The 16,725-nt window shown below is 45.6% G+C and carries 14 protein-coding genes; 7 read left to right on the forward strand and 7 right to left on the reverse strand.

From position 1 onward, the window contains the following. Positions 1-244: 244 nt before the first annotated feature. From AB4384_RS21160 to glyQ, 3 genes are all read right to left on the reverse strand, one after another. A complete protein-coding gene (locus AB4384_RS21160; protein ID WP_372130070.1) occupies positions 245-2,332 on the reverse strand; it encodes an alpha-amylase in 2,088 nt (695 codons plus the stop codon). A gap of 190 nt (positions 2,333-2,522) precedes the next feature. Further along, on the reverse strand, positions 2,523-4,589 hold the full coding sequence (gene glyS, locus AB4384_RS21165; RefSeq protein ID WP_048610822.1) for a glycine--tRNA ligase subunit beta: 2,067 nt from the start codon (positions 4,587-4,589) through the stop codon (positions 2,523-2,525). Positions 4,590-4,591: 2 nt separating this feature from the next. Further along, entirely contained in the window at positions 4,592-5,506 is a 915-nt protein-coding gene (gene glyQ / locus AB4384_RS21170) for a glycine--tRNA ligase subunit alpha (RefSeq protein ID WP_017632669.1), read from the reverse strand. Between the two features lie 420 nt (positions 5,507-5,926). Between glyQ and AB4384_RS21175 the strand changes: the two genes are divergently transcribed. Together AB4384_RS21175 and AB4384_RS21180 are read left to right on the forward strand one after the other, a co-directional pair. Further along, the gene (locus AB4384_RS21175; protein ID WP_017058817.1) at positions 5,927-6,481 is read left to right on the forward strand and encodes a TMEM165/GDT1 family protein; all 555 of its coding nucleotides are present in this window, start codon (positions 5,927-5,929) and stop codon (positions 6,479-6,481) included. Positions 6,482-6,632: 151 nt separating this feature from the next. Then, complete coding sequence (locus AB4384_RS21180) at positions 6,633-6,887, forward strand: hypothetical protein (protein WP_017058818.1); 255 nt, start codon at positions 6,633-6,635, stop codon at positions 6,885-6,887. Positions 6,888-6,970: 83 nt separating this feature from the next. Here the strand turns inward: AB4384_RS21180 and tusA are convergent, their stop codons facing one another. Further along, positions 6,971-7,222, reverse strand: a complete 252-nt coding sequence (tusA, locus tag AB4384_RS21185) for a sulfurtransferase TusA (protein WP_004736675.1) — start codon at positions 7,220-7,222, stop codon at positions 6,971-6,973. A gap of 149 nt (positions 7,223-7,371) precedes the next feature. Between tusA and AB4384_RS21190 the strand changes: the two genes are divergently transcribed. Then, positions 7,372-7,557 carry a hypothetical protein gene (locus AB4384_RS21190; protein WP_004736674.1) on the forward strand — a complete coding sequence of 62 codons (186 nt, stop codon included), beginning with the start codon at positions 7,372-7,374 and terminating at the stop codon, positions 7,555-7,557. Positions 7,558-7,713: 156 nt separating this feature from the next. Continuing rightward, positions 7,714-8,655 carry a LysR family transcriptional regulator gene (locus AB4384_RS21195; protein WP_017058819.1) on the forward strand — a complete coding sequence of 314 codons (942 nt, stop codon included), beginning with the start codon at positions 7,714-7,716 and terminating at the stop codon, positions 8,653-8,655. Positions 8,656-8,790: 135 nt separating this feature from the next. Here AB4384_RS21195 and AB4384_RS21200 read toward each other — a convergent pair whose 3' ends face one another. From AB4384_RS21200 to fadB, 3 genes are all read right to left on the reverse strand, one after another. Next, positions 8,791-9,771, reverse strand: coding sequence for an MDR family oxidoreductase (locus AB4384_RS21200; protein ID WP_017058820.1), 981 nt, complete (start codon positions 9,769-9,771; stop codon positions 8,791-8,793). Between the two features lie 242 nt (positions 9,772-10,013). Then, positions 10,014-11,177 carry an acetyl-CoA C-acyltransferase FadA gene (gene fadA / locus AB4384_RS21205; protein ID WP_017058821.1) on the reverse strand — a complete coding sequence of 388 codons (1,164 nt, stop codon included), beginning with the start codon at positions 11,175-11,177 and terminating at the stop codon, positions 10,014-10,016. A 26-nt stretch (positions 11,178-11,203) separates the two neighbouring features. Further along, positions 11,204-13,375, reverse strand: a complete 2,172-nt coding sequence (fadB, locus tag AB4384_RS21210) for a fatty acid oxidation complex subunit alpha FadB (protein ID WP_372128323.1) — start codon at positions 13,373-13,375, stop codon at positions 11,204-11,206. Between the two features lie 227 nt (positions 13,376-13,602). Between fadB and AB4384_RS21215 the strand changes: the two genes are divergently transcribed. From AB4384_RS21215 to hemG, 3 genes are read left to right on the forward strand one after another with little or no spacing between them, the layout of a single operon-like run. After that, a complete protein-coding gene (locus AB4384_RS21215) occupies positions 13,603-14,226 on the forward strand; it encodes a YigZ family protein (RefSeq protein ID WP_017058823.1) in 624 nt (207 codons plus the stop codon). A 34-nt stretch (positions 14,227-14,260) separates the two neighbouring features. Continuing rightward, on the forward strand, positions 14,261-15,718 hold the full coding sequence (locus AB4384_RS21220; RefSeq protein ID WP_008223210.1) for a TrkH family potassium uptake protein: 1,458 nt from the start codon (positions 14,261-14,263) through the stop codon (positions 15,716-15,718). Between the two features lie 10 nt (positions 15,719-15,728). Continuing rightward, the gene (hemG, locus tag AB4384_RS21225; RefSeq protein WP_017058824.1) at positions 15,729-16,256 is read left to right on the forward strand and encodes a menaquinone-dependent protoporphyrinogen IX dehydrogenase; all 528 of its coding nucleotides are present in this window, start codon (positions 15,729-15,731) and stop codon (positions 16,254-16,256) included. Positions 16,257-16,725: the final 469 nt, after the last annotated feature.

A 16,725-nucleotide genomic window follows, 5' to 3' on the forward strand; every position in this document is an offset into this window, starting at 1 on the left:
ACCTAATTCATTGTGATTGCTTGTTACGTGTCATTAAGGCAGACCTTATGTCTGCCATCAGTGTATTCCTTGAACATACCGCAATGTTTTTGCGACGCATAGCGCCAAATGCTCTAACACGTAAAAAACTTCTATAAAGTTTGGTTAATGAGTGACAGCTTGCTTATTGAACGTACCTTTAGCGATAAAAAAAGGAGAAGCCTAAGCTTCCCCTTTAGTTTCTGGTGTTTATGTTAATGAAGGTTTAGTTCGAACCGGTATAAACGACTAATACCTTGTCATCTTGGTATTGGCGTTCGAACGCATAGTAGCCCTTGCTGTTACGGATGATGTGCTTACCCTGAGCAACGGCTGGGTGGCGTTGGCGGAATTGGCCAAGCGCTTGCCAGTGTTCTAGCAGCTCTGCACGTTCGCCAGTGATTTGATCCCAAGGCATGTCTGAGCGTGTGCCTTGCATTGGATCAGAACCCGTTGGGCCAAAGTCTCGGGCGATTTCATCGCCGTAATAGATCTGTACCGCACCGGGAGCCAGCATCAACGCGTTTGCAGCTTTGGTTTGTTTTGCAAAGTCACTGCCATGTTGTGTCCAGAATAGCGAGGTGTCGTGAGACGAAAGGTAACTCAGTACGTTGAACTCGCTGTCGTTGTTGATCTTCTCTGCGTATCGAAGGTAATCAGCATCAAGATCGGATAGGCACTTGAGCGCCTTTGGTGCGATATCACTCTGGAATTCAAAGTTGATGATCGAATCAAATCCGTTAGCGAAGTAATCTGATTTGACCACGCTGTGTGCCCATACTTCGCCAGTCATCCAGAAGGGTAAGTCATCCAAGGCCTTGTCTGGGTTGTTCTGTTTCCACTCGGCAAGTGCCTGGTTGGTGCTCTCTTTCAGTTCTGCCCATGCTTCGAGTTCAACGTGTTTAGCGGTATCGACCCTGAAACCATCGACACCATATTCGCGCACCCAATCCGATAACCAAGTGATTAAATGGTTACGAGGTGTTTTGAGTTCATCGGTCGCGCTGGTGGACTTATTGCGATAGAAATTAGGCAGCCCGATTGTCTCTGTCGACTCTGTTTTGAAATCGGGCAGATGCGCCAAAGACATGGTGAGGTTATTGTAGCCCGGAGAGTCATAGGCGCCGATATCGCTGCGTAGCCAAGCTTTGCCCCACCACTTTTCCCACGCTTCTTTGTCGCTGTAAGAGATGTAGTTGTTGAAGTAGTGCCAGTTCTGACCTTTGGCAGGTTGCCAATCTGTCCAGTTTTCGCCAAGTGTTTGTTTGGCTTCTTCGTCAGTTAGGTTGAGCTTACCAAAATCAAACTCTTGCATGTCGGCAAGCGTCGCATAGCCGGTGTGGTTCATTACCACATCCCAAACAACACGAATGCCTTTGCTATGCGCGGTATCGATGAAGGTTTTTAGCTCGTCTTCGGTGCCCATGTTGTCATCGAGCTTGGTCCAATCTTGATGGTAGTAGCCGTGGTAACCGTAGTGTTTGAAGTCACCTCGATCACCGCCGCCAACCCAGCCGTGGATTTGCTCTAACGGAGACGTTATCCAGATAGCATTAGCACCGAGTGATTCTATGTAATCGAGTTTTTCGGTTAAGCCTGCCAAGTCACCACCGTGGAAGGTGCCGATTTCGTCTTGTCCATCTTGGCTGCGACCGTAACTGTTGTCGTTATCAGGATTACCATTGTGGAAACGGTCAGTCATTACGAAGTAAACCGTGGCGTTATCCCAACTAAAGTCAGCTTTGGTTTCTGGTTCTACTTTCTCAAGCAGCAGAACACCTTGGCTATTTTCTGCTGGCTGCATGGTGACGCTGCCGTTACTGACGGTAGCTTCGATGCCAGAAAGGGCATCTCTAACTAAAGTGCCATCATCAAAGGTTTGAGCAACGTCGATGATGGTTGGTTCGTCACTAGGAACCGGACAAGCAAAGCTTTGTACTTGTTGTTGCTTCGGCTTTATCTGAACGGTCAGTTCATTGGTTTGTGGGTTGAGCATAAACTGATAGGTGTTAGCGCGAAAGATCTTGATATCTAATTCAGACTTCTCGGCGCAGTCGTTTAGGCGAAGGGGTTTATTGAATTTGATGCGATTCTCTTCGGCCAGCGCATAGTTGGTGCCACAGGTATTTTGAGTATCGCTGATAGAGAAGGTATAGCTACCTTTCGCGAGTTCCTGTTCTGCAATCACGGTGCCTTTACCGGATGATTCGAATACGACAGTGTCGTTATCAATCGTCAGTAATAGGTTGTTGTCACTGGTTTGGCTGCATGCGCTGAGTGCGAGCATTGAAAGCGCGAGTACTGTTTTTTTCATTGTTCCCTTCCCCTGAATAAACAGGTCAGTTATAGCAAACAATGCCCTCTACAGTCTGAGTGCTATTTCATTCACTTAATCAATAACACCTCTACAAACAAATGCTTGGTTCACAAAAACAAAAAGGGAAGCTTTCGCTTCCCTTTGGGGGTTTACCGTTAATTACTCAGAGTAACTGTCTCACTTGTGCTTATTTTTGCAGAAGAGAGATGTCAGCAATCTGTAGGAACAGGTTACGTAGGTTATTCAGTAGCGTTAGACGGTTCTTCTTAAGTGCTTCGTCATCAGCCATAACCATTACGTTATCGAAGAATGCATCAACAGGTTCACGTAGATCAGCAAGCTTGCTTAGAGCTTCTTGGTAGTTGCCTGTCGCGAATGCTGGTTCTAGTGCTTCTGTCATTACTTCAACGTTTTCAGCCAGCGCTTTCTCTGCGTCTTCTTGAAGAAGAGCAAGATCGATTTCAGCAGGTAGCTCGCCATCGAATTTCGCAAGGATGTTACCTACACGCTTGTTCGCTGCTGCTAGTGCTTCTGCTGCTTCCAGTTCACGGAAGTGAGAAACCGCTTTAACACGTTGGTCAAAGTCAGCTGGCTTAGTTGGACGACGTGCTAGTACCGCTTGGATGATATCAACGCTGAAACCAGCATCTTGGTACCATGCGCGGAAACGACCTAGCATGAAGTCGATAACGTCAGCTTCTACGTTGTCGTTGGTTAGCTTGTCGCCTAGTAGCTCTTTCGCTTTACCGATAAGGTCTGTTAGGTCTAGGTTGTAGCCGTTTTCAACGATGATACGTAGCACGCCTAGTGATGCACGACGTAGCGCGAATGGGTCAGAACCTTTTGGTGCTTGGCCAATACCGAAGATACCTACGATAGTGTCTAGCTTGTCTGCCATTGCTACTGCTGAAGAGATACCAGTGCTTGGTAGATCGTCACCCGCGAAACGAGGCATGTATTGCTCGTAAAGTGCCAGTGCAACCTGCTCGTCTTCACCGTCGTGCGTCGCGTAGTGCATACCCATTACACCTTGAGTATCCGTAAATTCGAATACCATTGATGTCATTAGGTCACACTTAGCCAGTAGGCCAGCACGCTTAGACTTTTCAACGTCAGCATCGATTTGCTCAGCAATGTAGCCAGCAAGTTCTGTGATGCGGTCTGTTTTGTCTTTGATAGTACCCAATTGCTTCTGGAAGATAGCTTGGTCTAGTTCAGCAAGACGGTCGATAAGCGGGCGCTTACGGTCTGTGTTGAAGAAGAATTCAGCATCAGCAAGACGTGGGCGTACTACTTTCTCGTTACCTTCGATAACATGGCGAGGCTCTTTAGACTCGATGTTTGATACGAAGATGAAGTTCGGTAGTAGCTTCTTGTTGTCATCGTAAACAGGGAAGTACTTTTGGTCACCTTTCATGGTGTAAACCAACGCTTCAGAAGGGACTTTTAGGAACTCTTCTTCGAACTTCGCTGTAAGTACTACTGGCCATTCAACCAGAGACGTTACTTCTTCAACAAGGTCATCTTCTAGGTCAGCTGTACCGCCAACCGCAGCCGCCGCTTTTTGCGAATCAGCAAGGATGATCGCTTTACGCGCTTCGTAATCTGCCATTACTTTACCGCGCTCTTCTAAGATCGCAGGGTATTGGTCAGCAGAGTCGATTGTGAACTCTTGTTCGCCCATGAAACGGTGGCCACGGATAGTACGAGCAGATGCTACGCCTAGGATTTCGCCTTCAACAAGCTCATCACCTAGTAGTACTGTCAGTGTTTTCACTGGACGGATAAATTGAATGTCTGAGTTACCCCAGCGCATTGCTTTAGGAATTGGTAGGCCAGCCAGTGCTTTCGCAGCGATGTCCATCACCAATTCTTGAACTGGTTTGCCAGCTACTTCTTGTTTGAAAAGAAGCCACTCGCCTTTGTCTGTTTTCAGACGGTCAGCTTGCTCAACAGTAATACCGTTACCACGAGCCCAACCTTGTGCCGCTTTGGTCGCGTTGCCTTCAGCATCGAATGCCACAGAAACAGCAGGGCCACGCTTCTCAACCACTTTGTCTGCTTGGCCTTCAGCCAGTGCAGTTACTTTAAGTGCTAGACGACGAGGTGCTGCGTACCACTTGATGCCTTCGTGAGAAAGCTCAGCCGTTTTAAGGCCTGCTTCAAAGTTAGAAGCAAATGCTTCTGCTAGAGAACGAAGTGCTGTTGGTGGAAGCTCTTCCGTACCTAGTTCAATTAGAAAATTCTTCGCCATGATTATTTATCCTTCTTACACATTGGGAAGCCAAGCGCTTCACGTGACGCGTAGTACGCCTCAGCAACTGATTTAGTCAGGTTGCGGATACGAAGGATGTAACGTTGACGCTCTGTTACAGAGATAGCTTTGCGCGCATCAAGGATGTTGAATGCGTGACCTGCTTTTAGAATGCGCTCGTAAGCTGGAAGCGGCAGTGGCTTCTCAAGCTCAAGTAGCTCTTTACACTCTTTCTCGCACTGGTCGAAGAAAGTGAATAGGAAATCTACGTCTGCGTGCTCGAAGTTGTACGTTGATTGCTCAACTTCGTTTTGGTGGAAGATGTCACCGTAAGTCACGTTAGAACCGTCTGGTGCTACGTTCCATACTAGGTCGTAAACAGAATCTACTTCCTGGATGTACATTGCTAGACGTTCGATACCGTAAGTGATCTCGCCAGTTACTGGCTTACACTCAAGGCCGCCAACCTGTTGGAAGTAAGTAAACTGAGTTACTTCCATGCCGTTTAGCCATACTTCCCAACCAAGGCCCCATGCGCCTAGTGTTGGGTTTTCCCAGTTATCTTCAACGAAGCGAATGTCGTGAACAAGTGGGTCAACACCAAGAACCTCTAGGGAGCCTAGGTACAACTCTTGGATATTGTCTGGCGATGGTTTTAGCGCTACTTGGAATTGGTAGTAGTGCTGCAGACGGTTAGGGTTTTCACCGTAACGGCCATCGGTCGGACGACGAGAAGGTTGAACGTAAGCTGTAGACATTGGCTCTGGGCCAAGTGCTCGTAGACATGTCATTGGGTGAGAGGTGCCTGCACCTACTTCCATATCTAGAGGTTGAACAATGGTACAACCGTTTTGAGCCCAGTAATCCTGCAGCGCGAGGATCATTCCCTGGAAGGTTTTGATATCGTATTTTTGCATAGTCAGGTTCGCGCGATTCTTTTAAATGAATGAGAAAAATAACCTCTGAGTATACCGAGATATTCGTAAAGCGAGTAGGGGTAATCTTGTTTAATTAGTGGTCTAAAATGTCGTTTAGTGGATTTTTTTGCCTTTAATGTTTGTTTTTCGGCACAAGTGGATATTTTGATAAGTTTGACACTTGTGTTTGAAAGCGTGGGTGATTAAAATATCGCGGTCTTTGGGGAGTAGCTTACTTATTCATATCCTATTGAATGAGTTCGTTCGTCAACATAATTGATGCAAAATCATCATGGCGTTCGAGGCAACCACCACCTTGGTGGCGCTTAGCAAGACCTTAGACAAGCATCGTGAACCGGGATGGGGCGCGAGGTTTGTCTTTGGTTAAATATAATAATCTCCATCCCAAATGAGCATGTCGTGAGCGTTTTAGCAATTTCAATTACAACTGTCGCCTTAGCCGAGATCGGTGATAAGACCCAGTTGCTATCCCTTTTATTAGCCAGTCGATATCGAAAACCGATACCTATCATTGCGGCTATCTTTTTTGCCACCATTGCCAATCATGCCCTTGCTGCATGGCTCGGGGTTGTGGTCGCCGACTATCTTTCACCTGAAGTATTAAAGTGGGTGCTGGTGGTCAGTTTCATCGCTATGGCGGGCTGGATTCTGATTCCGGATAAGTTGGATGACGATGAGCAGATATCAAACCGAGGTCCGTTTGTCGCCAGTTTCATCGCCTTCTTCATTGCTGAGATCGGCGATAAAACCCAAATTGCGACCTCTATCCTAGGGGCTCAATATGCGGATGCATTAGCGTGGGTGATTCTGGGTACTACCATCGGTATGTTGCTGGCAAATGTGCCTGTGGTGATCATCGGTAAGCTGTCTGCTGATAAGATGCCTCTTGATCTGATTCGTAAGATCACAGCCTTGCTATTCGTGGGTTTAGCTATCGCTGCTGCTTTCTATTAACAGGTGGTATTGAGTCTTATTATACTCAATCAGTAGAGTAATGTGTTGTAGGTCATACTCTTACAGTATTGTGGGGTTTATCGAGCGAATGGACATATAACTGTCATACTTGTCATGATATTTTAATCTTGTGAGTTAAGAACACGAGGGCATGATTATGTTGACGCGTTATATGGGTATTACTCCACAAAGCCAAAGTTATCTATTTACTTTTGGTCTTGCACTTACACTGTTAGGCATGGTGTTGACGGACATGTGGCTGCCAATGGTCGCGGGTGCCATCATCATGACTGCACTTGCGGTAGAGGCTTGGATTCGGGTCGCGCATATTATTCCGATGCGTAAAGACATCCGAGAAATTCAGCATCAACTGGAGCATCTGCAAAACAAATCTAGAAGCGAATAAACAAAAAGCCGCTGGTACTCTGAGTTCTGTTTAAGAACATAAGGTACGAGCGGCTTTTTTGATACTTGATAGTCGGTGGGGCGTTACGCCTCCAATCCCTTTCTGATCAAATACTGGTAAGGCAACGTTTCTGTTGCTTGGCCTACCAACTGGTGATCCATGAATCGACAAAAGCTCGGAATATCTCGAGTTGTCGAAGGATCGTCAGCTTTTACCAGTAACACATCGCCATCCTGCATGTTTCTAATTGTCTTCCTGACCATCATTACTGGTTCCGGGCAACGCAGGCCTTCAGCTTCTAAAGTATGGGTTGCCAGTTCAGGTTTGAATGTCATGGTTTGTATCTCTATATCTATCTAACGAGTGAATAATACGTCTGCAGAAAAAATATGCAATAAGTGCTTGGCAAACAGAATCATTTCCTATAACTTAGTTAACAAGTTGATAACAACTTGAAGCAAAGGCAACTAGCTAAGGAGTGGCGATGTTGACAGGATTAGATAGATTAACAATTTATTCGGTTCTCTGTTTTATTTCTTTTTGTGCGTTAGTACTACGCTCATCGACAGAGACCTCACTGATGCCTATTTTTGGCATAGTAGCAACGATTATTGGTATTTGGGTAGAGATGCGCCGTTGGCAAGGCATAGCCGAAGAGCAAGAGCACTAACCCGAATACAGCAAGCGAATTCCGATACGACAACATTCCGACACTATCCCCAAATTTTCTTGGGCTTCCCCGCGTAATTGCGGGATTTTTTTTATCTAAAGCATGCTATAAACAACTTAGTGACTAATGGCAATCGTATACAGCTAGGTAAGTGGCGTGGAATTAGAAGACATCTATCGTAGAGACCTTAATTTATTGGTCGCTTTAAAGGTATTGATTGAAGAGGGCAGCGTAAGCCAGGCCGCGCTTCGTCTTAACTTAAGCCAATCCGCAACCAGTCGAGTATTAGGGCGTTTAAGAGAATTACTAAACGATCCGTTGTTTACACGTCAAGGTCAGCACCTTATTCCTACCAAGAAAGCACTCGAGATCAGTCAGCGTATTGATCAGCCTTTGGAGTCTTTTCGCCAATTGCTGAGTCCGAGTGACTTTGACCCTTACTATTGCAGCGAACGTTTTCTGATCGCTACCACCGATTATGCGATGCAAACCATCTTGCCTTATGCGTTGCCTAAGATTTATGAACAAGCACCCAATATCTCTTTGGAGTTTGCTCCGTTGCAGCATGAGCATTTGTTTAAACAGCTCAGCACCGAACGCGTTGATATGGCGATCTGTCGTCCGAGTGGCAGCATTGCACCACTTCATCAAGAAGTCTTGGGGCCGGTTGGTGTGTCGTGTCTGTTATCTAAAAACCATCCATTAGCCGATCAACCTTTAAGCCTTGCAGACTATGTTTCACTCCCACATGCGATGATTGCGATCAGTGATGGTGTTAAGGCTTTATTGGACAACGCTTTAGCTAATCAACAACCCAGAAAAATGGTACTGCGTGCTTATCACCTTGAAGCGGCATTGGCGATTGTCGATAGAATGCCGTTGGTGATTACTGTGCCTGCTGATTTGGCTTATTTGGTAGCAGAGCGTTATGACTTGGTTGTTAAGCCATTACCATTTGAATTTATGCCGTTTGATTACTCACTGATCTGGCACTCGCGTTGCGATTCTTCTGCTTCACAACAATGGTTAAGAAGAGTGGTAAAAGAAGAGTGTGGTGAGTTGATTCAAAAACGGATTGCGGATGTCGGTTTGGGTTAACCGGATCTGAGTCTGAGTTCACTTGACCCGAATGACAAAAACGCAAAAGGGCTGATAAAAATCAGCCCTTTGTTGTTTTGGGTTATCCAAGCCTAAAGCTGTTGCTTAAGGTTTGATAACTTTATGTTTGAGAGCCTATAGTTTAATGACTACGCGACCAGTGATTTGACCGTTAGTGATGTCTTCTGCTGCTTGAATTGCACCGTCTAAAGACACTTCTTTGGTTGCTTGAGCGTAGAAAGATTCTGGTAGTAGCTCAGCCAGTTGTTCCCACGCTTTAATACGTTTTTCACGAGGGCACATTACAGAATCAACACCTTGTAGGCGAACGTTACGCAGAATGAATGGCATTACCGTGGTTGGTAAGTCAAAACCGCCTGCTAGACCACACATCGCAACCGCACCGTTGTAATCAATTTGCGCCAATACTTTCGCAAGCACTTTGCTGCCTACCGTATCGATAGCGCCAGCCCACAGTTGTTTTTCTAGTGGCTTAGCTGGTTCTTCTAGTTCAGCACGCTCTACAATACGTGTCGCGCCTAGTGATTTAAGTAGTTCACCGTTTACAGAAGCACGGCCAGTCACTGCTGCCACTTTGTAGCCCAGTTGGTTTAGTAGAGTGATAGATACGCTACCTACACCGCCACTTGCGCCGGTAACTAGGATTTCACCGTCTTCAGGCTTGATGCCAGCATCTACGATAGCTTGCACACAAAGCATTGCTGTGAAGCCTGCTGTACCAATCGCCATTACTTTCTTAGCGTCTAGACCTTTAGGCATCGGCACTAACCAGTCACCGTTTAGGCTTGCTTTCTCAGCCATGCCGCCCCAGTGACCTTCACCAACACCCCAACCAGTTAGAACCACTTCGTCGCCTGCTTTGTAGCGAGGGTCATCAGATTGTGAAACCACACCAGAAAGGTCGATACCAGGAACCATAGGGAAGTTGCGAACAATGCGCCCTTTACCTGTAATCGCCAAACCATCTTTGTAGTTCAAAGAAGAGTAGCTAACATCAATCTTCACGTTACCTTCTGGTAATTGAGATTCTTCAATTTGAGAAACTGACGCGATAGTTTTTTTGTCTTCTTGGTTTAGTACAAGTGCTTTAAACATGATCTGCTCCGTGGAGGAATATTAGGAAACTGAAGTAACTTTAGTTGAATCATCCGAGAAAAAATAATGAAACATCAACATTGAATATATGCGTTTTGTGCATAGATGTCAGGGTTGGTTTTTCTCTCGTTGAGTTCGCTGAACACAATCGATGCATTGTTGGATGCCAAGCAATAAAAAGTGCAGCTATATAAATATAGCTGCACAAAAGATTACCCTTCAAATATTACAGTCAGTAAACGCTATGGGCGTTCAAATACCGTTGCAATACCTTGGCCTAAACCAATACACATAGTCGCCAAGCCGTATTTCACGTCTTGTGCTTCCATCAGGTTGATTAGCGTCGTCGAGATACGAGAACCAGAACAGCCTAGTGGGTGACCCAGAGCAATCGCACCGCCGTTAAGGTTTACTTTCTCGTCAACAACATCCAGTAGACCTAAGTCTTTAGCACAAGGTAGAGATTGAGCAGCAAACGCTTCGTTTAACTCAATCACACCCATGTCTTCAATGGTTAGTCCTGCACGTTTAAGTGCTTTTTGGGTTGCTGGTACTGGGCCGTAACCCATGATTGAAGGATCGCAGCCAGCGATAGCCATAGACTTCACGCGAGCGCGAATCTTAAGGCCAAGTGCGTTAGCTTTCTCTTCGCTCATGATAAGCATTGCAGAAGCACCATCAGACAGAGCTGATGAAGTACCTGCTGTTACTGTGCCGTTTGCTGGGTCAAATACCGGACGCAGCTGGGATAAGCCTTCAACTGTTGTCTCTGGGCGAATGACTTCGTCGTAATCCAGAGTGAACAGAGAACCGTCTGCAGCGTGAGCTTCGGTTGGCAGAATTTCATTTTTGAAACGACCTTCAACCGTAGCTGCTTGAGCGCGAGCATGTGAGCGTGCTGCGAATGCATCTTGGTCTTCACGGCTAATACCGTGCATTTTGCCTAACATCTCAGCGGTTAGCCCCATCATACCGGCCGCTTTTGCTACGTGTTTTGACATGCCTGGGTGAAAATCAACACCATGGTTCATTGGTACGTGGCCCATGTGCTCCACACCACCAATCAGGCAGATTTCAGCATCACCAACCATGATAGAGCGAGTTGCATCATGCAAAGCTTGCATAGATGAACCACATAAACGGTTGACTGTTACAGCACCAATCTCAATCGGTAGACCAGCAAGCAAGGCAGCGTTACGTGCAACGTTGAAGCCTTGCTCTAGTGTTTGTTGTACACAACCCCAGTAAATATCTTCAATTTCGACAGGGTTTACTTCTGGGTTGCGCTCTAAAATGCCTTTCATCAAATGTGCAGACAGATCTTCAGCACGAGTGTGACGGAAAGCTCCACCTTTGGAACGTCCCATTGGGGTGCGAAGGCAATCAACAACAACTACATTTTTCATTTTGCTATTCCTTTTCCAAATGTGGGTTACAGAGAACTGGCTTGTTGGCTGTCGTAAAAGCTTTCGCCCTTCGCTGCCATATCAAGCAATAGCTGAGGAACTTGGTACATTGCACCTAAGTCTTGGTAGCCTTTCGCCATTTCAACGAAGTTACCAATGCCCACACTGTCTAAGTAGCGGAATACGCCGCCTCTAAATGGAGGGAAGCCTAAACCGTAAACCAGTGCCATATCCGCTTCTTGCGGTGTCGCGATAATGCCTTCTTCTAGACAAAGCACCACTTCGTTGATCATTGGAATCATCACGCGCTGGATAATTGTTTGGTCATCAAAGTCTTGCGGTTGTTGGCATACGTCAGCCAAGATAGGAAGAATGTCTTCAGAGAAGGTCTTCTTAGGACGACCGCGTTTGTCTACGCTGTATGTGTAGAAACCGCTGCCGTTCTTCTGACCGTATTTTTCAGCAACGTAAAGTGCGTCGATCGCATCACGACCTTCTTTACCCATACGCTCAGGGAAACCTTGTGCCATTACAGCTTGTGCGTGGTGTGCTGTGTCTAGGCCTACAACGTCTAGTAAGTAAGCCGGGCCCATTGGCCAACCGAACTTGCGCTCCATCACTTTATCGATCTTAGTGAAATCAGCACCGTCGCGTAGCAACATGCTGAAACCGCCAAAGTAAGGGAAAAGTACACGGTTAACGAAGAAGCCTGGGCAGTCGTTAACAACGATTGGGGATTTACCCATCTTCGCTGCGTAAGCAACCACGCGATTGATGGTCTCTTCTGAAGTTTGTTCACCACGGATGATCTCAACCAAAGGCATGCGATGCACAGGGTTAAAGAAGTGCATGCCACAGAAGTTTTCTGGGCGCTTCAGTGATTTCGCTAGCAGGTTGATCGGAATTGTAGAGGTGTTTGATGTTAGAACCGTGTCTTCACCAACCAAACCTTCCACTTCGCTCAGTACTGCTGCTTTTACTTTCGGGTTTTCTACTACTGCTTCAACAATCACATCCGACTGTTCTACACCCGCGTAATGCAGGCTTGGAGTAATAGAAGACAGAATACCTGCCATCTTGAATCCATCTAAGCGACCGCGTGATAAGCGTTTATTCAACAGCTTAGATGCTTCGTTCATACCTAGATCAAGCGATGCTTGTGCGATGTCTTTCATCATCACTGGCACGCCTTTTAGAGCTGATTGGTAAGCAATACCGCCGCCCATGATACCTGCACCAAGTACGGCTGCACGCTCAGTTGCTTTGTTTGCTGACTTACCCGCTTGTTTCGCTAAGCCTTTGATGTACTGGTCATTCAGGAATAAGCCAACTAATGCTTTTGCTTCTTCCGATTTCGCTAGCTTAACGAAGTGCTTACGTTCGATGTCGAGTGCTGCATCGCGATTGCTGCGTGCTGCTTCTTCAATCGCAATCACAGAAGTAATCGGAGCTGGGTAGTGAGGCCCTGCTTTTTGAGCAACCAAGCCCTTCGCCATGGTAAAGCTCATCATCGCTTCGAGTTTGCTTAGTGAAAGCGCTGATGTCTTTTGTTTACGGCGTAGCTGCCAGTCTAATTTTTCATTAGCAGCCAGAGAAACGGTATTGATTGCCGATTCTAGTAACTGGTCTGTTTCTACAATCGCGTCTAACAAGCCAACTTTAAGCGCTTCATCTGCACGGCATGCTTTGCCTTGCGTGATAATTTCCATTGCGCTGTCAGCACCGATAACACGAGGTAGGCGCACACAACCACCAAAACCAGGCATGATGCCAAGTTTGGTTTCAGGTAGGCCAATGCTGGTGGTCTTGTCACCGATACGGAAATCGGTAGCGAGTACACATTCACAGCCGCCGCCAAGGGCATGGCCACGCATCATTGAAAGAGTTGGGACAGGAAGGTCTTCGAGCTTGCTGAAGATTGAATTAGCGAATCTTAACCATTCATCAAGTTCTGCTTCTGGCTTAGCAAATAGGCCAAGAAATTCAGTGATGTCTGCGCCTACAATGAACGCGTCTTTGTTTGAAGTTAAGATTAAACCACGTAATCCTGCGTGAGCATTAAGAGCATCTAACGCTTTATCTAGTGATTCTAAAGTAGCAAGGTCGAGTTTGTTTACAGAGGCTGGTGCACAGAAGCTTAATTCCGCAATACCATCTTGTAATTCCTTTACCTGTAGGGTGTTAGCTTGGTAAATCATTGTCTATCTCCATGACATACAATCCACGATTGTTTGAGAGAATCTTGTTATCTTTCTATTATTGTAGAACACCTGGTAAGACCAGTTATCTTAGTCTGTACCTCTGCTTGATTAATTTCAATACATTTTTTAAACAATTGTTTAACATTGTGCGATAGCACAGATCCTCTAACCCTTATTATTCACGCGTGATACACTTCGTCGCTCTTATTAACTAAGTTAACGATATGAATGAACAGCCTTATTTAATACCTTCTGCGTCGGCTCTGTTTGAAGAAGAGATAAAAAAGAGCGTCTTTATTACGCATCTTGCTCATACTCCAAGTGTTGAAGCTGCAAAACAGTTCGTAGAACAGGTGAAAAAAGAGCATTCTTCAGCACGACATAACTGTTGGGGTTTTGTTGCTGGTCGACCTGAAGACTCAATGCTTTGGGGTTTCAGTGATGATGGTGAACCCTCGGGTACAGCGGGTAAGCCTATCTTGGCGCAACTATCGGGCTCTGGTGTCGGTGAATTAACGGCTGTTGTGACGCGCTACTCTGGCGGAATTAAGCTTGGAACCGGCGGTTTGGTTAAGGCTTACGGCGGTGGCGTACAACAAGCTCTCAAGCTGCTTCAAACTATCGAGAAAAAAATAACCACAAAATTACGGCTAGAGTTAGACTATGGCTTTGTGCCGATCGCACAATCCATCATGGCTCAGCATCAGGCTGTTGAGGTCCAAGCGGATTATGGTGTTCAAGTTGAGCTTATTATTGAAATAGAGCTCCTTCAGGTAGATTCGTTTACCCAAACCATGATCAATAAAAGCGGTGCTAAGGCACTGGTAACGAAAGTCAAAGACAACTAGGAAGTGTGAAGCATTTCGCTTCGTTCAATAGCTCATGCAATTTCGCTCAATTATTCGAATCGTCGGATTATTATTAGCACTTTTTAGTGTATCAATGCTTGCTCCTGCGCTCGTCGCACTGATCTATCGAGATGGTGCGGGTGTGCCATTTGTGACGACCTTCTTCGTTCTCTTATTCTGTGGAGCAACTTGCTGGTTTCCAAACCGACGTTATAAGCATGAATTGAAAGCGCGTGATGGCTTTTTGATTGTTGTTCTGTTTTGGACGGTAATCGGTAGTGCGGGTGCGCTGCCGTTTTTGATCGCCGATAACCCCAATGTGTCGGTAACCGATGCTTTCTTCGAATCCTTCTCTGCATTAACTACGACAGGTGCGACCGTAATTGTCGGCCTCGATGATCTGCCTAAGGCGATTCTTTTTTATCGTCAGTTCCTACAATGGTTTGGTGGTATGGGTATCATCGTATTAGCGGTAGCTATCCTCCCTGTTCTGGGTATCGGTGGTATGCAGTTATATCGTGCTGAAATCCCGGGTCCAGTAAAAGATAGCAAGATGACTCCGCGTATTGCTGAAACGGCAAAAGCGCTTTGGTACATCTACCTGAGCTTAACCATTGCTTGTGCAGTGGCGTTTTGGCTTGCTGGGATGAGCTTCTTTGATGCCATCAGTCATAGCTTCTCTACTATTGCGATTGGTGGCTTCTCGACTCACGATGCGAGCATGGGGTATTTCAATAGCCCTGCGATCAACATGATTACAGTTGTGTTTCTTCTTATATCCGCATGTAACTATTCGCTTCACTTTGCTGCATTTGCTTCAGGTGGTGTGCATCCTAAGTATTATTGGAAAGATCCTGAGTTCCGCGCCTTTATCTTTATTCAGGCAGTACTGTTCTTGGTTTGTTTCTTATTACTGCTCAATCATCACTCTTATGATTCGTACTACGATGCTTTCGACCAAGCCTTGTTCCAAACCGTGTCTATCTCTACGACCGCGGGTTTTACAACGACGGGTTTCTCAGAGTGGCCATTGTTCTTACCCGTACTGCTTTTGTTCTCTTCTTTTATAGGGGGATGTGCAGGTTCTACGGGTGGTGGTATGAAAGTGATTCGAATCTTACTACTTACTCTGCAAGGTGCTCGTGAAATGAAGCGTCTTGTTCACCCACGGGCTGTCTATACCATCAAGGTTGGCGGTTCTGCACTACCACAACGTGTTGTAGATGCGGTCTGGGGCTTCTTCTCTGCATACGCATTAGTGTTTGTGGTTTGTATGCTGGCTCTTATTGCAACTGGTATGGACGAGTTGAGTGCTTTCTCTGCGGTAGCGGCGACATTAAATAACCTTGGCCCGGGCCTTGGTGAAGTCGCGGTGCACTTTGGCGATGTGAACGACAAAGCAAAATGGGTACTTATCGTATCTATGCTGTTTGGCCGATTAGAAATCTTCACCTTATTAATCTTATTGACCCCTACGTTTTGGCGTAGCTAAGGACAACATTGTGGCAAAAGTTCTATTTTTGTATTCAAGCCGTGAAGGGCAGACCAAGAAAATCTTGAACTATATAAAAGAAGAAATGAGTGAGTTCGAATGTGAGCTTCAAGATCTGCACACTATTGGCAAGGTGGACTTTGCTCAGTACGACAGAGTGTTGATTGGCGCATCGATTCGTTATGGCCACCTTAATAAGAAGCTATATCAATTTATTGATGCCAACCTTACTCAGTTGCAATCAAGCAAGGTTGCGTTCTTCTGTGTTAACTTAACGGCGCGTAAAGAAGACCAAGGCAAAGATACACCAGAAGGCAGTGCGTATATTAAGAAGTTCCTTACCAAGTCTCCATGGCAGCCGACTTTAATCGGTGTATTTGCAGGTGCCCTCTATTACCCACGTTATAACTGGTTCGATAGAACCATGATCCGCTTTATTATGAATATGACAGGTGGTGAAACGGATACAACGAAGGAAGTTGAGTACACAAACTGGGAAAAAGTCTCTTTGTTCACTGAAAAACTGAAGAATATGTAAGATAAAAGCCTACTTTTGAGGCGTTTTGAGTTCTTTTTAATCGAACGAATAAAAAAACGAAAAAAACTTAAAAAAGGGCTTGCCAGTGTGATCGAAATCTCTATAATGCCACCTCGCTGACACGGGATGGCTTCTTAGGAAACCAGAACGAATCAGCAAGCCAAATTAGCCAAGCCAAGCGCTTGAAAAAAGTTTTGAAAATAGTGGTTGACACTAAAACTTAAATCGCTAAAATGGCCGTCCGATTTGAGCGAAGCTCAAAAAGGAAAAGCTCTTTAACAATTTAAACCTATCAATCTGTGTGGGCACTCGTTGATGAATATCAAAACGTGATTCTTAGGAATCACATTGATTTCAATGAGCTGAGTGACCAATCGATAATTTATTATCGGCACAGTCAATTCATTATCTTTCTGTTGGAAAGATAATAGCTTTAGAATTACTTTTTGTAGTTTTGAAGTCAGTATTC

The sequence above is a fragment of the Vibrio sp. 10N.261.51.A4 genome, from assembly GCF_041471945.1.
GTDB lineage: Bacteria > Pseudomonadota > Gammaproteobacteria > Enterobacterales > Vibrionaceae > Vibrio > Vibrio crassostreae_C.

Excerpts from the sequence above, each read along its gene's own strand:
- AB4384_RS21160 (WP_372130070.1), bottom strand. The coding sequence starts at position 2,332 with ATGAAAAAAACAGTACTCGCGCTTTCAATGCTCGCACTCAGCGCATGC.
- glyS (WP_048610822.1), bottom strand. The coding sequence starts at position 4,589 with ATGGCGAAGAATTTTCTAATTGAACTAGGTACGGAAGAGCTTCCACCA.
- glyQ (WP_017632669.1), bottom strand. The coding sequence starts at position 5,506 with ATGCAAAAATACGATATCAAAACCTTCCAGGGAATGATCCTCGCGCTG.
- AB4384_RS21180 (WP_017058818.1), top strand. The coding sequence starts at position 6,633 with ATGATTATGTTGACGCGTTATATGGGTATTACTCCACAAAGCCAAAGT.
- tusA (WP_004736675.1), bottom strand. The coding sequence starts at position 7,222 with ATGACATTCAAACCTGAACTGGCAACCCATACTTTAGAAGCTGAAGGC.
- AB4384_RS21190 (WP_004736674.1), top strand. The coding sequence starts at position 7,372 with ATGTTGACAGGATTAGATAGATTAACAATTTATTCGGTTCTCTGTTTT.
- AB4384_RS21200 (WP_017058820.1), bottom strand. The coding sequence starts at position 9,771 with ATGTTTAAAGCACTTGTACTAAACCAAGAAGACAAAAAAACTATCGCG.
- fadA (WP_017058821.1), bottom strand. The coding sequence starts at position 11,177 with ATGAAAAATGTAGTTGTTGTTGATTGCCTTCGCACCCCAATGGGACGT.
- fadB (WP_372128323.1), bottom strand. The coding sequence starts at position 13,375 with ATGATTTACCAAGCTAACACCCTACAGGTAAAGGAATTACAAGATGGT.
- AB4384_RS21215 (WP_017058823.1), top strand. The coding sequence starts at position 13,603 with ATGAATGAACAGCCTTATTTAATACCTTCTGCGTCGGCTCTGTTTGAA.
- AB4384_RS21220 (WP_008223210.1), top strand. The coding sequence starts at position 14,261 with ATGCAATTTCGCTCAATTATTCGAATCGTCGGATTATTATTAGCACTT.